The sequence below is a fragment of the Streptomyces durhamensis genome (assembly GCF_000725475.1).
In the GTDB taxonomy this organism is placed as follows: domain Bacteria; phylum Actinomycetota; class Actinomycetes; order Streptomycetales; family Streptomycetaceae; genus Streptomyces; species Streptomyces filipinensis.
This window is the reverse complement of sequence record NZ_JNXR01000010.1, coordinates 36,655-56,430: the sequence shown is the minus strand read 5'-3', so window position 1 is coordinate 56,430 and position 19,776 is coordinate 36,655. Positions and strand designations below refer to the sequence as shown.

General features: G+C 70.7%; 19 protein-coding genes and 1 pseudogene. 7 read left to right on the top strand and 13 right to left on the bottom strand.

Annotated elements, in window-relative coordinates; genetic code table 11:
- Positions 1–42: 42 nt before the first annotated feature.
- On the bottom strand, positions 43–1,203 hold the full coding sequence (locus IO33_RS0116275) for a PP2C family protein-serine/threonine phosphatase (RefSeq protein ID WP_063765765.1): 1,161 nt from the start codon (positions 1,201–1,203) through the stop codon (positions 43–45).
- Positions 1,204–1,647: 444 nt separating this feature from the next.
- On the opposite strand from IO33_RS0116275, the gene IO33_RS0116270 reads away from it, so the two are divergent.
- On the top strand, positions 1,648–3,297 hold the full coding sequence (locus IO33_RS0116270; RefSeq protein WP_031165310.1) for a sigma-70 family RNA polymerase sigma factor: 1,650 nt from the start codon (positions 1,648–1,650) through the stop codon (positions 3,295–3,297).
- Between the two features lie 136 nt (positions 3,298–3,433).
- Here the strand turns inward: IO33_RS0116270 and IO33_RS0116265 are convergent, their stop codons facing one another.
- On the bottom strand, positions 3,434–4,024 hold the full coding sequence (locus IO33_RS0116265) for a cysteine hydrolase family protein (protein ID WP_031165308.1): 591 nt from the start codon (positions 4,022–4,024) through the stop codon (positions 3,434–3,436).
- A gap of 237 nt (positions 4,025–4,261) precedes the next feature.
- Here IO33_RS0116265 and IO33_RS0116260 point away from each other — a divergent pair, with 237 nt between their 5' ends.
- A complete protein-coding gene (locus tag IO33_RS0116260) occupies positions 4,262–4,507 on the top strand; it encodes a hypothetical protein (protein WP_157857864.1) in 246 nt (81 codons plus the stop codon).
- A gap of 306 nt (positions 4,508–4,813) precedes the next feature.
- Here the strand turns inward: IO33_RS0116260 and IO33_RS0116255 are convergent, their stop codons facing one another.
- The 5 genes from IO33_RS0116255 to IO33_RS0116235 all read right to left on the bottom strand — a co-directional run bounded on the left by IO33_RS0116255 (position 4,814) and on the right by IO33_RS0116235 (position 8,564).
- Positions 4,814–5,770 (bottom strand): CPBP family intramembrane glutamic endopeptidase, encoded by a 957-nt coding sequence (locus tag IO33_RS0116255; protein ID WP_209438865.1) that lies wholly within the window; start codon positions 5,768–5,770, stop codon positions 4,814–4,816.
- 154 nt (positions 5,771–5,924) lie between these two features.
- Positions 5,925–6,812 (bottom strand): phytoene/squalene synthase family protein, encoded by an 888-nt coding sequence (locus IO33_RS0116250; RefSeq protein ID WP_031165300.1) that lies wholly within the window; start codon positions 6,810–6,812, stop codon positions 5,925–5,927.
- 92 nt (positions 6,813–6,904) lie between these two features.
- On the bottom strand, positions 6,905–7,081 hold the full coding sequence (locus tag IO33_RS51195) for a S1 domain-containing protein (RefSeq protein ID WP_167349453.1): 177 nt from the start codon (positions 7,079–7,081) through the stop codon (positions 6,905–6,907).
- A 174-nt stretch (positions 7,082–7,255) separates the two neighbouring features.
- Entirely contained in the window at positions 7,256–7,717 is a 462-nt protein-coding gene (locus tag IO33_RS0116240) for an SRPBCC family protein (RefSeq protein WP_031165297.1), read from the bottom strand.
- 226 nt (positions 7,718–7,943) lie between these two features.
- The gene (locus IO33_RS0116235) at positions 7,944–8,564 is read right to left on the bottom strand and encodes a cysteine hydrolase family protein (RefSeq protein ID WP_031165295.1); all 621 of its coding nucleotides are present in this window, start codon (positions 8,562–8,564) and stop codon (positions 7,944–7,946) included.
- A 445-nt stretch (positions 8,565–9,009) separates the two neighbouring features.
- Here IO33_RS0116235 and IO33_RS51710 point away from each other — a divergent pair, with 445 nt between their 5' ends.
- Positions 9,010–9,363, top strand: a complete 354-nt coding sequence (locus IO33_RS51710; protein ID WP_209438864.1) for a hypothetical protein — start codon at positions 9,010–9,012, stop codon at positions 9,361–9,363.
- 81 nt (positions 9,364–9,444) lie between these two features.
- On the opposite strand, the gene IO33_RS0116225 is transcribed toward IO33_RS51710, so the two are convergent.
- The 3 genes from IO33_RS0116225 to IO33_RS50440 form a co-directional block, all read right to left on the bottom strand.
- Positions 9,445–11,349: a glycosyltransferase family 39 protein gene (locus IO33_RS0116225; RefSeq protein WP_031165293.1), complete on the bottom strand. Its 1,905-nt coding sequence runs from the start codon at positions 11,347–11,349 to the stop codon at positions 9,445–9,447.
- A 565-nt stretch (positions 11,350–11,914) separates the two neighbouring features.
- Positions 11,915–13,252: an alpha/beta hydrolase family protein gene (locus IO33_RS0116220; RefSeq protein WP_245235807.1), complete on the bottom strand. Its 1,338-nt coding sequence runs from the start codon at positions 13,250–13,252 to the stop codon at positions 11,915–11,917.
- Positions 13,253–13,405: 153 nt separating this feature from the next.
- Entirely contained in the window at positions 13,406–13,588 is a 183-nt protein-coding gene (locus IO33_RS50440; RefSeq protein WP_157857863.1) for a hypothetical protein, read from the bottom strand.
- 249 nt (positions 13,589–13,837) lie between these two features.
- On the opposite strand from IO33_RS50440, the pseudogene IO33_RS44200 reads away from it, so the two are divergent.
- From IO33_RS44200 to IO33_RS0116190, 3 genes and pseudogenes are all read left to right on the top strand, one after another.
- Positions 13,838–15,051 (top strand): annotated as a pseudogene (locus tag IO33_RS44200) (phosphatase PAP2 family protein).
- A gap of 1,078 nt (positions 15,052–16,129) precedes the next feature.
- A complete protein-coding gene (locus tag IO33_RS0116195; RefSeq protein WP_031165284.1) occupies positions 16,130–16,441 on the top strand; it encodes a hypothetical protein in 312 nt (103 codons plus the stop codon).
- Between the two features lie 64 nt (positions 16,442–16,505).
- Entirely contained in the window at positions 16,506–16,769 is a 264-nt protein-coding gene (locus IO33_RS0116190; RefSeq protein ID WP_031165281.1) for a hypothetical protein, read from the top strand.
- A gap of 106 nt (positions 16,770–16,875) precedes the next feature.
- On the opposite strand, the gene IO33_RS0116185 is transcribed toward IO33_RS0116190, so the two are convergent.
- Genes IO33_RS0116185 through IO33_RS0116175 form a run of 3 tightly spaced genes read right to left on the bottom strand, consistent with a single transcriptional unit; the run spans position 16,876 to position 19,085 of the window.
- Positions 16,876–18,021, bottom strand: a complete 1,146-nt coding sequence (locus tag IO33_RS0116185) for an RNA polymerase sigma factor (protein ID WP_031165280.1) — start codon at positions 18,019–18,021, stop codon at positions 16,876–16,878.
- A gap of 8 nt (positions 18,022–18,029) precedes the next feature.
- Complete coding sequence (locus tag IO33_RS0116180) at positions 18,030–18,437, bottom strand: YciI family protein (RefSeq protein WP_031165278.1); 408 nt, start codon at positions 18,435–18,437, stop codon at positions 18,030–18,032.
- A gap of 42 nt (positions 18,438–18,479) precedes the next feature.
- Complete coding sequence (locus IO33_RS0116175; protein WP_051926797.1) at positions 18,480–19,085, bottom strand: GNAT family N-acetyltransferase; 606 nt, start codon at positions 19,083–19,085, stop codon at positions 18,480–18,482.
- A 161-nt stretch (positions 19,086–19,246) separates the two neighbouring features.
- Here IO33_RS0116175 and IO33_RS0116170 point away from each other — a divergent pair, with 161 nt between their 5' ends.
- On the top strand, positions 19,247–19,675 hold the full coding sequence (locus tag IO33_RS0116170) for a hypothetical protein (RefSeq protein ID WP_031165274.1): 429 nt from the start codon (positions 19,247–19,249) through the stop codon (positions 19,673–19,675).
- Positions 19,676–19,776: the final 101 nt, after the last annotated feature.

Here is a 19,776-nt window from a genome sequence, read left to right as displayed (position 1 = left end):
ACGCGCGTACGTCGCTGCGCCTCGCCGGCGGCACGGGGCGGCTCAGCCAGGGGCCGATCTGGCGCCATGACCGAACCCACCGACATGAAGTCCCGTCCCGGGCCGATGGGAGCGATGGAGCCGATGCGCGTCCGGTGTCCGGCACAGCGCGATCAGCGCGGCGTCGTCGTCCAGGCGTCCATCGACGTGATCGATCAGATCGCGGCGGATGTGGTGCAACAGCTTCTCCGGGCTGGCCCCGGCCCACTGGACGGCCCGTTCCGAGAGCGGGTAGAAGACGCCGCCGGCATCCCGCGCCTCGATGACACCGTCGGTGTACAGCAGGAGGGTGTCGCCGGGCTGGAAGGAGAACACATCGACGGTGTAGTCCCCGGGTGCCGTCTCGTGGACCCCGAGCGGGGGCGCCGGGTGCACCGGAACGGTGACGGCGCTCCCGGGACTGAGCAGAAGGGGCGGGGGGTGGCCGCAGCTGAGGATCCGGGTGACATGGCCCTCGTCGGAGATCTCCACCAGCATCACGGTGGCGAACCGCTCGCCCAGTTCTTCCTCCGTTTCGAGCTCGGGCAGGTTGCGGGCCACACTTCGTTCCAGGGCGGCGGCCAGCGTGGGCAGCGAGGTGTGGTGGTGGGCCGCTTCCCGGAAGGCTCCGATGAGGAGCGCGGCCTCGCCGATCGCGGACAGGCCCTTGCCGCGGACGTCTCCGATCATGACCCGTAGGCCGTTGTCGATGGGCGTGGCGGCGTACAGGTCACCGCCGATCTGCGCCTCGGCCTCGGCGGCCAGGTACAGGCAAGCGATCTTCATGGAGCCGATCTGTTCCGGCAGTGGCCACAGCAGAACGTGCTGCGCGGCCTCGGCGACCATGCGCACCTGTGCCAGCTGGCGCATGCGGCGCTCGCGCATCACGCAGTAGATCACGGTCAGGGCCGACAGTACGGCGAGGGCGAGGAGTTGTACCAGCACGTTGCGCGAGAAGAGCACCCCGAAGTGCCATCCGATGTACGCCTGCGCCCCCACGGTCAGGAACCCGACCAGCCCGGTCAGCCACGGTCCCGCGAACGAGACGGTGATCGCGGGGGCGATCACCAGCAGCGGACCGAGATGGATGTCGGCCGGGACCAGCTGGTCCACCACCGTGATGATGACGATGAGCACGATGGGAATCACCAGCAGCACATGACTCGACTGCCATGGCTGTCGCACACCGGCAGCGTCTCGCCGGACATTCACGCCTTCCACAGTGCACCCTCGGGGCACCGCTGACGAGCGCGCACCCGGTCCGCCGCTTCTCCGGCGCCGGCAGGACGGTCAGGGACGTCGACGCGCCGGCACCCGGGAGCGGATCGGTGCGGCGGTGACCGCTACTTCAGTTCGATCACCGGGCCGAAGTCGTTACCCACGAGGGCCAGCCGGCGGCCGCGAGGGCGATGCGCTTGCGGGACATCACGGTCGGTCACCCTTTCCGCCGGCCGGCGGACGGTTCCCCGTTGGTCTCCTTCGTGGTCCTTCGGCGCAGCACCACCGTGGCCGGCCGCCCCCGTCCCGCCCGCCGAAACTCACCGACGAAGAACTGTTATCCGGGGCGCCTCCAGCGGTCTCCCAGGTATCGGACACAATCGTTCGGCCTCGGAGATGGGAAGCACTTGTATGAGCACGCAGGACGCGATGGAGACGGCGGTACTGGTCACGGCCGCCCGAGAGGGCGATACCCGGGCTCAGGACGCCCTGGTCAACGCGTACCTCCCGCTGGTCTACAACATCGTCGGCCGCGCTCTGAACGGCTCGGTGGACGTCGACGATGTGGTCCAGGAGACCATGCTGCGGGCCCTGGACGGGCTGGGGGGACTGCGGACGCCCGAGCGCTTCCGTTCCTGGCTGGTGGCGATCGCGATGAACCAGGTCCGGGCGCACTGGGAGAATCGGCGTTCCGCCCCGGGCGCGGTGGAGGAGGCCGAGGACCTGGCCGATCCCGGTGCTGACTTCGTCGACCTGACCGTGGTCCAGCTGCAGCTCGCGGGACAGCGCCAGGAGACGGCGCAGGCGACGCGCTGGCTGGAGCCCGACGACCGGGGACTCCTGTCACTGTGGTGGCTGGAGTGCGCCGGCGAGCTCACCCGGGCCGAGGTCGCCGCGGCCCTGGACCTGTCTCCCGAGCACACAGCGGTCCGGGTACAGCGGATGAAGGCGCAGCTGGAGGCGGCCCGGGTGGTCGTACGAGCGCTGGACGCACGGCCGCTGTGCGAGGAACTCCGGACTGTCCTGGCCGCCTGGGACGGCAGGCCCTCGGCTCTGTGGCGCAAGCGAATAGCCCGGCACGCGCGCGGCTGCCCCCGCTGCAGCGGACTGTGGAGCGGACTGATGCCCGCGGAAGGACTGCTGGCCGGTCTGGCGCTGGTGGCGGTGTCCTCCGCGCTGGTGGCCCGGGGGTTCTCCGCTTCGGGGACGCTTGTCCCGGCCGGTTCCGCCGCACCACTGGAGGGCGCCGACGGCGCCACCCGATCGCGCCCGGGCACCGGACGACGCGGTGGTGGCCGCGACGCGGGCGCCGGCTCGCGCAGCCAGTCCCGTCGACGTCGGCGCACGCGGCGCCGCGCCGTCGGCGGCGCCGTCGTTGCGGCCTGCGTCGCGGGAGGCGGATGGTGGTGGTTCGGTACGGACTCCGGCACCGGCGGCGACCGGACGCACGCCGAACGAAGCGCGGCCGCCCCCGTCCTGGACCTCTCCACACCCAGCGCCGACGCGGTGTCGCCGTCGGCCTCGCCCTCCCCGTCCCCGTCTGCGTCCGCGTCGAAGACGAAGAAGGCGCGCGCTGCCAAGACGACGAGCCCCGCCAAGAAGAGCGGGCCCACTGCCCGGCAGTCCACCCGGCCGGCCCCGGTCCCGGCGAACACACCGCAGGCCGCTTCGACCCCCTCCGACACGGTCGACCAGGTGGTCGCGCTGGTGAACAAGGAGCGGGCCGCTGCCGGCTGTGGTCCGCTCGCCGAGGACCCGCAACTGCAAAAGGCCGCCCAGGCCCATTCCGACGACATGGCCGCTCGGCACTTCTTCGACCACACCAACCCGGACGGCGCCGACCCCGGACAGCGGATCACCGCCGCCGGCTACCGCTGGTCCACGTACGGCGAGAACATAGCTCAGGGTCAGCAGACCGCCGCGGCTGTCATGAACTCCTGGATGAACAGCCCGGGCCACCGGGCGAACATCCTCAACTGCTCCTTCAAGGACATAGGCGTGGGCGTTCACCGGGGCACGGGAGGCCCCTGGTGGACCCAGGACTTCGGCGCCAAGCTGTGACGCACCGCCCCACCTCGGGTGCCGCTCCGACGCGGCCCGACCGGTCGGGGAAAGGGCAGCGTGCCGCTTCGGGGAACGGATCGCGCGGGAGACAAGCGCCGCTCCCCGCAGCGGAGTTCTGAGGTGCTTGCGTCCGTCAGCCCAAGGCGGTGGCGGAGGGAACGACGACGCCGTACAGGTCGGCGACCGTCGCGAGGGCGCTGTGGTGGAGCTGCTCGGCGGACACCTCGGCCACGTCCGTCCGCAGCGAGCGCGTGGCGGTGGCGTCGGCCACCACGGTGGGCCGGTTGCCGCGCAGGAACGCGCCCTGGGCGGTGAACGCGACGCACATGTGCGTCATGAAGCCGGCCAGCACCAGGTCGCTGTTCCCGGCCTCGTCGACCAGCTCGCCGAGGCTGGTGCCGTGGAACGCGTTCGGTGCCTGCTTCGTGACGACCGGCTCGCCCTCAAGGGGCGCGACCCTCTTGTGGATCTGCCCGATCTCGGCGTTCAGGTCGTAAGGGCTGCCCTCGCCGCCGTCGTGCTGGACGTGGATGACCTTGGCGCCGGCCGCGCGGGCCGTCTCCAGCAGTTCCGCCGCGCGGTCGAGAGCCGCCTCCCAGCCCTCCAGCTCCATGACGCCCTGGGTGTAGGTGTTCTGGATGTCGATCAGGATCACCGTCGACTGCCCGATCCGGGCCGGGGTCTGGTCGAGGGCACTGAGGTCACGCAGGGTTTTCGAAGACACAACTGCCCTTTCTCGCAAAGAATTTCGCACGTTGCGGCCATGTGCGGCGGCCGAGACGACCGTACGATCCGGCCCGGTCGGAGGCAATGTGAAAACCTGTGGAAAAGACATGCTGGAGTCACTCCCCGGTATGACCTTCGGGGGCGCGCCGACCGACTCGATCACGATCCTGCGGCGGAGGGATCACGAGCCGCCTCCCGGTGGTGGCCCAGTGCCGGGGTGCGTCGTTGACTGGGTATGAGCGCTGCGACGGAGGACGGAGACAGTGTGGTCTTCGCTCAGCTGACCGACGCCGACCGCGTGGACGACCCGGTGGGGGACTGCCGCTGGTGCCAGGCTCTGTTCGGGCACGGCGACCAGCGGAACGCGTCGGTCCGTGCGGGCCATGACCTCACCGGTCGGCTGGTTCAGCTGCGCGTGGTCATACTGCCGGTCGCCGTACTCACGGTCGTGGCTGCGGTACTGGCGGAGATGCTCGGCTGAACCGTGCCCCGCGTTCCGGTCGGGAGGGCGGCGAACGGCGCGCCCACGGCAGCGACCTCGCCCGGCCTGCCCAGGAGCCCGCGCCGGGCGGGCGCCCGACTCAAGGTCGACGCCGCGGAAACAGCGCGCTGAGTGTCGCGCACACAAGGGCCCCGAGCAGCAACCCGGTCCACGGCACCCCGGCCGACCCATGCGAGACCGCCGCGTAGGCGAACGCGCCGAGGGCGCCGCCTGCCCCGAAGAACACAAAGGTGCGCAGCGCCGACCACCACCTGGGGCGACCTGTCTCTGGAGTCATGCCGGGCATTATCCACGCCGCCGACAGGCCACCGTACGGCCGGTGGGTGCATCGTCAGGAGATGCGGTTCGGGCCGTGTAGAAGGACGGCTGAAGCCGGCCGGTCAGTGCCAGGAAGGCGACGAACACGCCCGTGACGATCCAGCCGGGCCAGCCGGCCATGCCCATGTGCAGGGGATCCAGGGCCGCTTGGGAATCGGCGAACTCCTTGACCATGTCGACACTCATCGAACTCACGAACGCATGGCCGATGACGGCGGGGACGACCGAGCCGGAGCGCAGCCGAAGCCAGGTGAAGACCGGCAGGATGAGGATGCAACTCACCAGCATGGCCGGGACCGACACGTACCAGGGCCGCCCCGGGTACTGTCCGCCCAGCAGCAGCGTGGGCAGGTGCCACAGGGCGAAGGCCGCGCCGGTGGCCACGTACGCCCGTACCAGGCTCCGGGGGCCACCGTCCCGGGTGAGGCGCGGGAAAAGGTAACCCTGCCAGCCCAGTTCCTCGCCGAAGAAGACCGGAACCCACACCAGCATGTTCAGCACAGCTCCGGCAGCCCAGGCGCCGAGCCCGTTCCCGTGCACGCCGCCGAACGGATAGCGGCCGGCGGCGGCGCCGATGACAAGAGCAGCCGTGGTGAGGCCGGCGGGGACGGCGAAGGCCATCAGGCACGCCCGCGCAGCACGCCCCCACGGTTTCGGCCAGCGCAGGGCGAGGGCGTCCCGTACCGGGCCGCTGCGTTCGATACAGCGGACCACGAGGAGGGCGGCGAGGGCGGGGGCCGACATCGCGCCCGCGATACACACCTGCTCCAGCGCACCGGTCGCCTCGCGTGCGCTGCCGCGCCGGTAGCCGTCGGCCAGGAGCGGTGACATGGCCGCCCACATGCCGATGTAGGCGACGCCGAGATAGACGAGCAACCCGCGTCGCCGGTTCGTCCGCGGTAAGGACTGCGTTGAGAGCTCCATGAGGTGGACGCTACGGGCCGGTGTGACGGCGAAGAATCTGGCTGGGTCACGTATCGGGCGTGGCCCTGAAGCCACTTCCCGTGTGGGGATGTCCCCACCTGCCGAGCGGCGGTGCCGATCGTGCGCGCAGGTTCTTCGCCGCCGCGGCGGTGCGTCAGTAGCGGCGCGCGAGAACGCGTAGCGTCCTGCCCAGCGGCGGACTGGCAGAACCCCGCAGCACCTTCGCACCCCGCGCCAACACCGCCTCCGCGGTGAGGAGTTCGATCTCCACCAGCGCACCGGCGAGTCGTCGGCCGGGTGCCGAGGTCAGCGCCGGCAGTTCCCTGGCGGCGAGCAAGGCGGTACGGGCGACCGCGATCTGCTCCGCCACCAGCTCCTCAAGTGCCGTGCCGCCGACGCCGGCCGCCAGGCCGTCCACGGTGACCGAGAAGCGTTTCATCGTGTCGACCGGGATGCCCACGCGTCCTTCCGGCAGGTCCTCGGCGAGGTCGTTGACGAAGTCGAGCCGCTGGCTGCCGTCGATGAAGGTCCGGCACGCGGCCCGGTACCGCGCGTCGTCGCCCTCCGGCGCGAGAAGTCCCGCGACGAGCATGAAGCCCGGGTACGAGTAGGCGTCCACATAGTCCTGGTAGTCGGCCTCGGTGGCGAAGCCCGCGAAGTGCAGTTCGGCCGTCGCGGTCGCCAGGTAGGTCTCCACGGTCTCGCGCAGCCGGGGGTGGGCGGACACGGTGTGTACGAGCGCACGGAGCAGCGGGGTGTCACCCGTCCCCGTCCGCAAGGCCTCGCGCACCTGCCGTTCCCAGGACGCCCACGCCGTCTCGCGCTGCGCGAGGGTTCCCGTGTCCAGCAGATTGTCCCCGTGGTGCATCACAGCGGTCGCCGCCACCACATGGGGGAGCAACTGCGGTGGCAGCAGCAGCCTGGCCGCCAGGTACGCGGTGCGCCGGTAGCGTCGTACCAGCTGCCGTTGGCGGTCGTAGTCCGCACGCAACCGCGGCTCCCGGACGCCTGCCGCGTCCAGGCCTTTGGTCCACCCTCGCATGGGCCGATCCTAGACCGGGACACCTCACCGTATGCGCAGCAGTACGCCCCGCTCCCGATTCTGCCGGGGCGGGGCGGTGGTGAGCGGGTCGGTCACCGGACGGCGATCACGTTCGTCGCCTTGTGGCCGACGATCTCGAAGACCACCCGCTGACCCTCGCGGGTGGTCTGCGTCTCCATGCCGGAGAAGGGACGGCTCTCCCCGTCCTCGTCCGTGATGACGCCCACGCCGTCCGCCCTGTTGTACACGGCGATTGTTCCGAGAGGCATCGTCTTTTCCTCCGTGGGTTGGTGACAACTGATCTCCCCCGGTGAGCAGAGCATCACCCGGCGTGACCAGCGGAGGGAAGGGTGCCTCGGCGCGTCGGCCAGTGTTTGACCGGAAGTCAGCCGTCGTCCCCGTACGCGAAGGGATTCAGGGAGGTCCCGCTCATCGAGGTCCCGCTAATCTCCGGGCCTGATGCGTCCGCGCCACGCGCCGGACTCGTCGCCGCGCTGTTCGATGTACTGCTTGAAGCGCTTCATGTCACCCTTGACGCGACGGTCGAGCGTTCCGAGCAGGTCCGCCACCTTCTCCGCGGCTCCGCTGGGTTCGACATCCATGACGAGTTCCACCCTGGTGTGCATGTCGTCCATGCGCTGGAAGCGAACCGTGCCCTTCTGAGTGGTGTCGCCCGTGGTGGTGCGCCACGTGATGCGCTCGTCGGGAAGCTGGTCGACGATCTCGGTGTCGAATTCCCGCCGGACTCCGCCGATCTTGGTGGTCCAGTGGTTGTGCCGATCGTCCAGTTGCCTGACCTCCTCCACGCCTTCCATGAAGTCCGGAAACGTCTCGAACTGCGTCCACTGGTTGTAGGCGGTGTGGAGCGGCACCTCTACTTCTACCGATTCCTTGACTGTGCTCATCAGTGTGCCTCCGTTGCGTCGGTCTGCTGCTGGAGCCGAGTACCCATGGATCCCCGGCCACCACCACCGACCTCGCGCCGGCGATATCCCCGTCACCATCTGTGAACGCCGCCCCCCTGCCTCAGTCCGGATCGGTGTCTTCGTCGTCCGCCGTGAAGAGCCGGTGCGGCTCTGCGGCGATCGCAGGCTGCCCTGGGCGGTGGCGCCGCGTGAGCCGTGCGCGGGTTCAGCCTGCCAGCGTGTGGACGAGCTCCGCCGTGGTGATGATGGCGTGGGCGTAGGTGGGACCGTTCAGCTCGTGTGCGGCGTGCATCATGTCGGCGCTGTACGCCGCGGTCGCGTCGGTGACGAGGGTGACGTGGTAGCCGAGCTCCATCGCGAAGCGGCCCGTGGACTCGATGCAGGTGTTGGCGAGCAGCCCGATCAGGACGACGTGCGTCACGCCGTGCTGTTTGAGCTGGAAGTCCAGGTCGGTATTGGCGAAGCCGCTCTGAGCCCAGTGCTCCTTGATCAGCAAGTCTCCCAGCTGCGGCTGGAAGTCCGGGTGGAACTCGCCTCCCCAGCTGCCGCGGGCGAAGGTCTGCCCGCGCCGCGTCCGATGCTGGCTGGGATTGGGGTGGTCCCAGCCGACGTAGTCGCCCTCCTCCCAGCGCCGGTGCGGGACGAACGCCATCGTCAGGCTGGCTGTGCGCGCGGCGTCGACGACCATGCGCAGGTTGTGCAGCAGACCCACGTCCGTTGCCACCGGCTCCACGCGCGGCCACAGCTTGCCGCCCTCGGAGAGGAAGTCGTTGTAGGGGTCCACCAGGAGTACCGCCGTGCGGCTGGGGTCGTAACGGTCCGTCATGAGGGCCGCCTCCTGGGTGGATGATGTGCCTGATCCACTATGCGTCCTCGCCCGCAGCACCGAGCTGTGGCTCGCCGTCCGTCACAACGCCTGTCCGCGTGAGGAGGTCTGAGGTCCACGCCCACTTGTAGATCATTCGGGTGGGACTTGACTCTCCCGCGGAGGGAGACAGGAGAGTACGCCGTTGCCCGGCCGGCCCTCGTGCGGACGCTGCGCGAGCTCGGCCTCGGCCTCGACGTGATCCGGCGTGTCACGGATCAGGAGCTCACGCTCAGCGAAGTGGCCGCGGAACATGCCGCCGCCCGGAACGCACGGATCGGCATCCCGCGTCTACGGCAAGCGGTGCTCGCCACCGCGGCCAGACGCGAGCCCACTTCTGGAACTGGCGCAGCTGTCACAGGACGCGGGTTTCCGCGCCGGTGTGCGTCGCGTGGTCGCAGAGCATGTGGCTGAGCGGCCTGATCTGCTTGATGACGCTTCGACACCGCCGCGCCCGGACATCACCGCCGTCGTCCGCGAACTCGTCGAAGAGGCGGTGACGCAGGGCATCAGCCCCGCATCGCCGCGGGCTGATCCCGCGGTCGCGAGGCTCACCGCCCGGTGCGCGCTCGCCGCGGGCCGCCCCGACGACGCCCAGCTGCGGAGCTGGCTGTTGCACCGCCTGGAAGCCGCGAACGATCCGCGCAGGGACCGGTACTTCCAGCTGCTCGCCGTGGTCAACGGCTGGCCGGCCCCGGAACCCGTGGTCCCGGTGATCGACTGGTCCGTCCAAGCCCTGAGGGTACGAACGGCCCGATGACGCACCGGCCCGACGGGCGCAGCCTGCGCTGAAGCGCGCCCCCGGCGCCGTGCCGCAGGCCGGGCTCGCGGTGCCGCCGCTTCAGTGCTTTCCCGCGCAGTCGTACAGGGCGAAGCTGCCCCTCGTACGCCACCCGTAGGCCCGCGAGCGGATACGTGTGCAGTGGGACTTCACCCACGTGGTGGCGGGGGTCGCCGGCCGCCGGGGGGTGAGCAGCACGTAGCGCAGCTGGTGCGTGGTGACGAGCTCGCCGAGCTGCTGGGCGGTGGGGAAGGGGGTCTTGCCGGTGAAGCCGCCCATGACGAGCGTGGGCTGGGAATCGGCGCGCAGAAGGCGCTCCGCGGGGTAGGCGGCCTGCGTGGCCAGCAGGTACTTCTCGCCGTGGCGGTGCGAGATGAGGTAGTCGAGCAGGGCGGTGTCGCGGTCGCTGGGCTGGTCGAGTCCCACCTGGCGGAGCGCGGACCGGTCATGGAGGGCCTTGTGGTAGACCTTGCCGACCGGCCCGGCCGTCGGCGAGGTGGAGGCGCCGGCGTAGAGCGGATCGAGGCTGGAGGCGGCCCAGCCGAGTGGTACGAGCAGGGTGGCCACGACTCCCGCGGCCAGAGACCCTTGGACCAGCAGGTGGGAGGCGTGCGGCCCAGAGATCCACAGACCCAGCGCACCGCCCACGGCCAGGGGCACGGCGAGCACCACCAGCCAGGACACGAACCCGGTCGGCCAGTCGAGCACCAGCGCCCAGGCCACCGTCAGCACGATGGCCGACGGCAGCGCCACGCGTCGCCGCGTGCCCGCCTCGTACTCGGACCGGAAGAGGGCGAGCCCGCCACCGGTCAGCGCGGCGAGCGCCGGGGCGATGACGGCGGTGTAGTAAGGGTGGTTGCCGTTGGAGGTGCTGAACACCATCGCGTGTACGGCCAGCCAGCCGCCCCAGAGCAGGAAACCGGCACGCAGCAGGTCGGTTCGCGGTTCCCGGGCGCGCCAGACGAGGCCCAGCACGGCGGCGAGCACGGCGAGCGGCAGGAACCAGGCGACCTGCGGGCCGATCGTGTGGTTGATCAGCATTCCCCAGCCCGTGTTCCCGTCGGTCCGGCTGGCCGAGGTGCCCGCGACGGCACCGAACGCGGTGGGATCGTCGCTGAAGCGGCTCACGCCGTTGTAGCCGAAGACCAGGCTGAAGGGATTGTTGTTGGAGGTGCCGTCCACGTACGGGCGGTCGGCGGCGGGCGTCACCCAGGCGAGCAGCACCCATGCGCAGGAGACGACCAGTGCGGTCGTGCCGCCCAGCAGCAGGCGCAGAGCCCGCTTCAACGGCGTGCCCGGGGCGACGACTTGGTAGACGACGGCGAACACCGGCAGCACCAGCCACGCCTGCAGCATCTTCGTCTGGAAGGCGAGCCCGACCCAGACACCGCAGGTGATCAGCGGCTGCAGCCGTTCGGTCCGCACCGCCTTCTGCAGGGCCCCGGCGGCCGCCACCAGCAGCAGGGTGAGTGCAGTGTCCGGGATGGTGGCCCGGTTGAGGACCACGGTGACCGGCGTGAAGGTGAGCGTCAGCGCGGCGATCAGCGCGGCGAACGGCCCCGCCCAGTCCCGGACGATCCGGTGGAGCAGCCACACCGTGAGCACGCCCTCGATGACCTGCGGCAGCGCGGCCGCCCACGTGTGCGGGCCGAAGAGCCAGACGCTGGCGGCCTCGGGCCAGAAGGCACCCGGCAGCTTGTCCAGGGTGATCGAACCGCTGGGGTCGAGACCGCCGAAGAAGAAGGCGCGCCAGCTGGTGGCCATCGACCGTATCGCCGCGCTGTAGTAGGGGTGGATCGCGGCGCGCTGCAGGCCCCAGGCGTACAGCACGGTGGCGACCAGCAGGACCGCGGCGAGTGCCGGGCGCTCCCAGCGCAACGGAGCTGCCGGCCCTCCCCCCGGCAGGGGCGATGCCCGGTGTCGGCGGGGGGAGCCGGTGGGCTGGTCGGTGGAGGTGCTGGCCATGGGTGGTCCTCGGATCAGTGGTCAGGCGGTGCGGCGGTGGTACGGGCTGCCGGCGGCTGGGAATCCGCAGGCCCGGCCGTCGGTGTCCCGTCGTACGCGGTGGGGGAGACGCGTTCGTCCGGACGTCGGCCGTGATGCCCTCCGGCAGCCGGATTTCCCGGGGCGCTCCGCTGCTCTGCCGTCAGCGAGGCCTGCGGAACACCCACCGAACCGGGCCCGGGGCTGCCCAGGTCGGTCACGGTGAGGGCGGCCGAGTCCGGCGGCAGCATGACGAGCGGGGCCCTCGGCGGGCGCACCGCCCGGGGAGGGCGGAACGGTCGGGCGGAGGGTGCGGTGTCGGCGCGGCGCCCGGGCGGCGGTGGGCAGAGCAGCGGATCCTTTCTCAACCGGCGACGAGCGCTCGAATGTTCGACAATCGCACACTTTAGCCCCATGGGGTCACGCGACCCGGTACCCCCGTGGCCCTGCGGCATGCCCCTGGGGCGTGTCCTCGCAACGCCAGGGCAGCCGGAGTCGTGGGCCGTGGGACGGACCCTCGTACGAGGCCCGTCCCACGGACGTCCGGTCAACGGACGAAGGAGATCTCCGGGTAACTCCTGGAGGGTCCGTCCATCAGGGTGCTGTGCTGGTGACGCAGCTCCTGGTCGAAGTAGGCGGCGAGGTACACGCGCTGGACCTTGATCGCCCGGTTGGAGTCGATCGTGCCGTACTGCTGCCGCACCTGGTCCGGCGAAAGCCCGAGAAGGGGCGCAACCTGCGGCACGAGCCACTCGTTGTCGCTGAACGACAGGTGCCTCGAACCGTGGAGCTGGATGTCGACCCGGTATCCCTTGAGATGCGGCCACAGCTTGCGCCACGACGAGTCGTTGTTGCGGTTGTGCGTGCCGGAACTGAAGAGCATGAACGGCCGGCTCAGGTCCTTGCCCGGCGCCGTGCCGAAGAACTGGCCGTCCAGGTTGGCCCCGGCGTCGATGCGGTGGTCGAGCTGCATGGCGGTGTCGACCGCGGCGCCGCCCAGCGACCAGCCGAACATCCCGACGCGGGACGTGTCCACGACCTTCGACAGACCGGAGGGGAGCTTCGCGTGGTCGAAGTCCGGGTTGCCGCCCTTGGCGATGGTGCCGAGCTGGTTGATGACGAAGCGGATGTCGGCAGCGCGCACGTTGAGCGTGTCGGAGGAGTGCGCGCCGGCCGGCATGGTGTTGACCTCGAGCCGTCCGCCCGGGAACTCCACTTCGTTGGCGTCGTGCGTGTGATCGACGGCGATGACGATGTAGCCGCGGCTGGCGAGATCCTCGGCCAGGGCGGTGCCCATCGCGCGGTCCGAGTGCAGCCCGGTCGAGTACAGGAGCACGGGCAGCTTGCCGAGCTTGGTGGTGACCGGTGCCAGGACGTGGCTGGCGGTCTGCGGCAGCGTGACCTGCTGCGGCGACAGGCCGCGCGAGGCGAGGAAGTGCGCGCCCGAGATCGACGGCATCCACGGTGCCGACGCGTGTCCGGCCGTGGAGGACGCCGGATACCAGTACGTCACCATCAACTCGCGCGCCCGGTTGCCGGTTACGTACGGGTCCGTGCGGGACTTGTCGACGAGGTGCTGGGTGAAGGTGCCGACCTGGTAGCGCCCGCTCGGCGCGGGAAGCCTGAGCTGGACCGCGGAGGCCCGGCCGCTGCTGAGCGAGGCGGACGGGTGGGCGCCCTTGGGCGGGACCGCGCTGTCGTTCTCGGGCGCCCAGTTCGGGGCTCCCTGGACGGACGACGCCCCGCCGGCCGTGGGCTTGGGGGTGGCCTTCCCGGCCGCCATCGACGGCGTCACCCCGGCACTCAGGGCGACGGCGAGCACACCTGCGGTACCGACCGCTCGGGCTATGAGTCTGCGGCGGTGGCGCGGTCTGCGGTGTTGCATGAAACTCCCCTGGTGATCACAGGCCATCGGCCCGGCGATTGTCAGGGGCACACCGTACCGTTGCTCCCACCGCCCAGCCGACGACTCACGCACGTAGCCGTCCCGGACTGGCGCACCACCCTGAACGGCGTCGACACCAGCGTCGGCTGTCGTCTATTGACGCAGCACACGCGCTCGCAGTTCCAAGAGGTCCACGCACGCGGGCAGGCTCGGTCTCGGCGGTCCGACGAGGCCGAGCATCGTCGCGATCGCCTGTATATGACGACCGGCGGCGATCAGACCGTCGACCTCCGCTCGCGCATCGGGCACCAGACGGCTCCACAAAGATTCGTCCACGCGGACATTGAACTCGGAGACCGTCCCCTGCGGAGTTCCCGTTTCGGGGCACGGGAGCGGGCTCACCTCGCCTTCATGTCACCGTAACCGGCGCAACCCGCCCGCATGGTTCCGATAACATGATCGAACCCACGAACGATCGCCTTGAAATCTGACAAATCGGCTGAAAAATTGATATCCAAAGCGTCGCGGGCATTCTCGCGGAAAAACTACAGAGCTCTTTTCGCCGTGTGGCGTCAACCACGGGCGATCCTGTGGGCTGCGGCAGGTGTGGCGGCCCTCGGGTTCCTCGTCGCGCTGGAGATTGCCGCTCGTCGTTACGGCCTGCCGGGGCCTGTCACCAACCAGGCGCGAGAGGTGATCTTCGCCCCGAAGTCGGGGCCGCTGCTGTATGCCGGCATGGCGTTGATGATGGTCGTGCTCACCTGGCGGCAACGGTTCATCGCGGCGGGTGTCGCGGTCGGCATCGACGTCGTCTTCGTGCTGGTGCGGTGGGCGGTCGGCGCCAAGGTGACCGACGGACACCCCTTTGGAAACGGTGCATTGTGGGTGATTCTGGGCTACGCGGTCATCGCCGTCACCCGTCGCACCGGCGCCGAACGCGTCCTGCTGCTGAAGGGCGTCGGGCTGGGCCTGCTGCTCGTGGCCGGCCGCAAGACCGGCGACACCTGGCTGCTCATCACCTCCAAGACCCGCCCGACGGTACTCGACCAGTACGTGGCCACCGCCGATCACGCGCTGGGCAACCGGTGGCCGCGGTCGTCGTCGCCCTGTACCAGCTGCGCGACGTGGCCGCCGAGCGCCGCTTCCCGAGCCATCACCTGGTGCGCACCTTCCTGGTGATCGGTCTCCTCGGGCCGGGCATCTACATGATCTTCCCAGTGGTCGGGCCGGTCTTCGCCTACGGCCCGGGCGCCTTCGGCACCGGAGGCGAGCACTGGGCGATCGCCAGTCTGTGGCCCCACACGCCACCACCGATCCATCCGCACGCGATGTCGTTCGACGCGCTCACCCCCCGCAACTGCATGCCCAGCCTGCACACAGCCTGGGCCACCGCGATCTTCATTCACACCCGTAAGGGCCCACGGGTTCTTCGTTGGGCAGGCACGTTCTGGCTGATCGCCACGCTCGGGGCGACGCTCGGATTCGGCTACCACTACGGCGTGGACCTCGTTGCGGGCGCGGTGTTCTCGGTCACGGTCGAGGCAGCGCTGCGCTCGCTCGACCGCGGCAGGGACCGGTCGGGAACCCTGTTGGTCGCTTACGGGACAGTGGTCTTCGCCGCGCTCTTGACGTCTTATCGCTTTCTGCCGGTGGAGATGGCCGAACATCCGTGGCTGTGCGGGCCACTTCTCATTCTGGCGATGGCATCGGTGGTCTACGGATTCGTGCGCACCACCAAACAGTGGGAAACGAGCACCGGAACGGTCCAGCGACCGGAGCCGCAACCCGCACTGGCATGAGGCAGGTTGCACCAGGCGCGCGCCGGGCGCTTCCGCCGGCACGCGTCGCGCACGACTGGTCGGACCGGCGCCGCCGGTCACGCCACGCCTCTACCAGATCAGGCACCAATAGCCCCCGGAGTTCCCGATGCCGATGCGCGTGCCTTGCGGGACGAGGCTCGGGTCGGGCCGGCCCACGGCGGCCAGCGAGCACGCGGGGTCCCCGACCGCCCCGGCGGCGGCCATGCGCTGAGCGGCGGCGACCGCCGCGGGGGAGGTGTACCAGGTCGTGGTCGGCGCGCCGGCGCCACTGGCCGTCGGCGTGGCGGTGGGAGTGAGGGACGGCCTGGGGGCCGGCGGCCGCGACTGCGTCGGCGCGGGGGACGTCGGCGGCCGTGAGGACGGTGCCGGGGGCGGGACCGCAGTGGACCGGGCCGGTGCCGGTGTCGCTTGCGGCGGCCGGGGAGTGGGTGTTCGCACTGCTGGCGGGGGAGCGGTCGTGCGGCGGTGGGTCGGCCGGCCGGTCGGTGCCACCGGGTGCGGGGCCGTCGCCGTCGGGGTCGGTGTCGGCCTGGGTACGGCCGTGCCGGTCTGCTTCGGTGCGGGGCTGGACGTTTCCGGCGCCGGGGTCTTGGACGGCAGTGGACGCGACGTCGGCGGGGTCAGGGTCCCCGAGGCTGACGGGTGTGGCCGCGGCGTTCCGCCCTGGGGCATCGCCAGCCATATGCCGAGGCCGCCGAGGATGAGCACGGCAGCACCGGCCGCGATCCACGGGGCCCTCCGGGGAGGGCGCCGGTGACGGCTCATGTCTCCCACTGTCAGCCAGCTCGTCGGGGACTTCAACCGGGGGCCGGACCCCGCGCCTCGACGGGCCTCTGGTGCGCGGCTGACCCACCGGCGCTGACCCGCCGGCCCGCCGGGCGAGCGCGGCCGCATCCAGCCAGGTCATCGTCACGATCGCCGGCACCGCCACGCCGACCTGCGAGAAGGACGGCCGAGTCCAGGCCGGCCGTGATCGAGTTCAGGCCGGCCGTGAAGATCACGAGTCTGCGCCGATATCTCCGCGACTCGGACCCCGTAGCCGTGTCAGCCTGCCGCCATGCCAGCTGAACTGCGAGAACATGCGGGGCGTCACTACGCCGTCCAGTTCCACTACGCCTTGCCCGATGACGCGTGGGCCGTGGAACTGAGCCAGGCCGAGCCGGCGCCCGCAGCGTGGGCCGAGATCCCCGACGCGGAGGAGTACCTGCCTGGCGCCGCCTTTGTGGTGGCGTATGTCCCGGACGAGGATCCGGATCTGGAACCGACCGTTCACATCCACAGCCACGACGAGCATGTCGTCCCGTACGAGATCATGCGCTGGTTCATGGAGCAGGTGACCGAGCAGGTGGAACGCTGCCGCAGCGTGTGACGGCCCTCGCCGTAGGCGCCGAGATCCTGTATTCGCCCTGGCCCGGCGGACGAAGAGAGCTTCCGTGTCCTTCAGCGTCAGGCCGGGGGCGAGCGGTCGCGGCCGGCGCCGGCCGCGACCCTGGCGTCCCCACCGGAACCGTCGGCCGCTGCACGAGCCCACCCACTGCCTCTCCGCGGCCCTGGTCGAGGAGTTGGACCGCGCCCTGGCCGGCTACCAGGGCGTGGTCGCCGTCATCCCCGACCGCCGCATACGGACCCGCTTCACCGGCAGGCACCTGGAACCGAACGCCGGCCGTGTCCCGCAGATCGAGGCCGCGGCCGGCTGAGCCCGCGCACCGTCGTTGTGTCCTCATCCGGCACAGGCCGGCCTGGCAGGGACCAGGGTTCGCCGCGGGGCTCCCCCCAGCACCGTGTGGTTGAGCTGGTCTCACATCAGCGGCGCCGGCGGGCGTTGAGCCGGGCCGCCTGGCGCGTCAAGTGGTCGCGCTCGGCGAGGCTGGGGGCGCCGTGGGCCGCCTCGGCGTACAGCCGTGCCGCCGTCGCCAGGTCGCCGTCACGCTCGTGCAGGTAGGCCGCCACCGCGGCGTGGCGGGGCAGCGAGGCGTCCAGCGCCCCGAGTGCGGCGAGGCCGGCGCGCGGTCCGTCGGCCTCGCCGACGGCCACGGCGCGGTTGAGCCGGACGACCGGGTTGTCGGTCAGACGCGTGAGCTCGTCGTACCACTCCACGATCTGCACCCAGTCGGTCTCCTCGGCGCTGGGCGCGTCGGCGTGGAGGGCCGCGATGGCGGCCTGGGCCTGGAACTCGCCCAGCCGATCGCGGGCGAGGGCCGCCTGCAGGATGGTGACGCCCTCGGCGATCGACCGGGTGTCCCACCGGCCGCGGTCCTGCTCCGCGAGCGGCACCAGGCTGCCGTCGGGCGCGGTCCGGGTGGCGCGCCGGGCGTGGTGGAGCAACATGAGGGCGAGCAGTCCCGCCACCTCGGGGTGGTCGACCGCGGCCGCGAGTTGCCGGGTGAGCCGGATCGCCTCGGCGGCGAGGTCGACATCGCCGGAATAGCCCTCGTTGAAGACCAGGTAGAGGACGCGCAGCACGGTGGCGACGTCGCCGGGCCGGTCGAACCGCACGCCGGAGACGGTGCGCTTGGCCCGGCTGATGCGCTGCGCCATGGTCGCCTCGGGCACCAGGTAGGCCTGCGCGATCTGGCGGGTGGTGAGCCCGCCGACGGCGCGCAGCGTGAGCGCGACCGCGGACGACGGCGTCAGTGAGGGGTGGGCGCACAGGAAGTACAACTGCAGCGTGTCGTCCCCCGCGGGCGTGGGCCCGGGCGCCGGCTCCTGGTCGACGAGGTCCTCACGCCGGCGGCGGGCCACGTCCGCCCGGGTCGCGTCCAGGAACTTGCGCCAGGCAACGGTGACCAGCCAGCCCTTCGGGTCGCGTGGCGGGTCGGCGGGCCAGACGCGGACCGCTTCGAGAAGCGCTTCCTGTACGGCGTCCTCGGCCGCCGCGAAGTCGGCTCCGCGGCGGACGAGGATGGCGAGCACGCCCGGCGTCAGGCTCCTGAGCAGGGCCTCGTTCATCTGCGAGGTCACTCCGTGATGGTGGGCGGCGCGGCCAGGAACGGGCGAACCTCGAGCCACTCGTGGATCGGCTTCCCGCCCGCACCTGGGGCGGCCGACAGTTCCCCGGCCAGCTCGACGGCGCGCTCGTAGCTGTCGACGTCGATCACCATCCAGCCGGCGATGAGGTCCTTCGTCTCGGCGAACGGGCCGTCGGTGACCGGCGGTCGCCCCTCGCCGTCGTACCGGACCCACGCCCCCTCGGGGGCGAGCGCCTGGCCGTCGACGAACTCGCCGGTCTTCTCGAGCCGGGCCGCGAAGTCGTGCATGTACTGCATGTGCGCCGAGATCTCCTCCGGCGTCCACTGGTCCATGGGCACGTCGTTGACCGGTGACGGGGCGCCACGGTAGTGCTTGAGCAGCAGGTACTTGGCCATCGTGTTACTCCTCGGTGCTGATGCGACCCATTGTGGTCGCGTTCACCCCGGGGACGGAGCCCGCCACGGATTCTCGACATCGCCGTCCGGTTTTTTTGGGCTCTCGTCCGATGGGCTCGTGGCCGGGGTGGGCGGCACCGCGAGGGTTTTCTCCAGCAGCGTGAACGACTTGGGGGTGCCGCCCGGCTGGGGCTTGCCTTGCTTGTGGCCGACGACCTGATAGCCGGCGTCCAGGTAGTACGCGGTCAGACGCTCGTTGCCCGCCAGGCAGTCGAGGCGGGTCAGGCCACGGCCCGTCTCGGCCACGCGACGCTCGGCGGCCCGCAGAAGCCGCCGTCCCGTTCCCGGCGGTGCGGCGGCACGGTCCACCATCAGGCGATGCACGTAACCGGCCGTCGGGGGCTGCCGGCCCCAGGCGTCCGGGTCCTCCCACCACAGTTCCCAGGCCCCGACCGTACGGCCGTCCGCCTCCGCGATCCAGACCGCCGCGTCCGCCATGATCCGGTGGAAGTGGTCTTCCCCGAGTTCGCCGGGCTGCCACTGCCCGGTGATGCCCTGGGAGTGCATCCACCGGGCAGCATCGTCACGCAGACGCACGAGGTGGGAGAGATCGGCGCTGCTGGCCGGGCGGAAGCGTAGACCGTTCATCCACCGATCCTCACATGACGGCCCGCTGCTGTCGGCGACTGCTGCGAAGATCACATAGAGTTCAGTCGAATATTGATCAACTGTTGCAGTCGTCCGCCGAATTGGAGATTTCTCCACGTTTCAGACCAAGGGCGACCGCACAGGGGGGAAGGAAGAGAATCATGAAGTCAACCAGCGTACGGCGACGCCTTGCCGGGGCTGCGGCCACCGCCCTGATGGCCGGTGCGGGTGTCCTCGCGGCCGCGCCCATGGCCGCGGCGAAGGCCAACTTGCTGACCATCGACAAGGTGTCGTTCCACAAGCCGGACGTACAGGTGAAGGTCACCTACTCCTGCGACCCGGGCATGGACCGCGAGCTCGTGGCCAACGCCAGGACGCTCGGCACGGGTTCCAATCGTGAGGGGAACGCCGCCGGCACGATCAAGAAGGACAAGCTCGTCTGCGACGCCGGCGACCACACCGCCCAGGTGACCATGCGCCCGGCGCAGGGCTCGTACTTCCTCAAGGGAGACAAGGTCAAGGTCAGCGTCTTCTACTTCGACAACGACGGGTTCAGCTACGCCCGCGAGGCGACCGTCGTCGTTCTGTAAGCAGGTCCGCGTCCGGCGACGCGGCCTCCGAGCCACACGGGTGACCGGGGCGGCGTGGGGTCTGCCCCACCCCGCTCCGGGGGCTCACCGGAGTGCCTGAG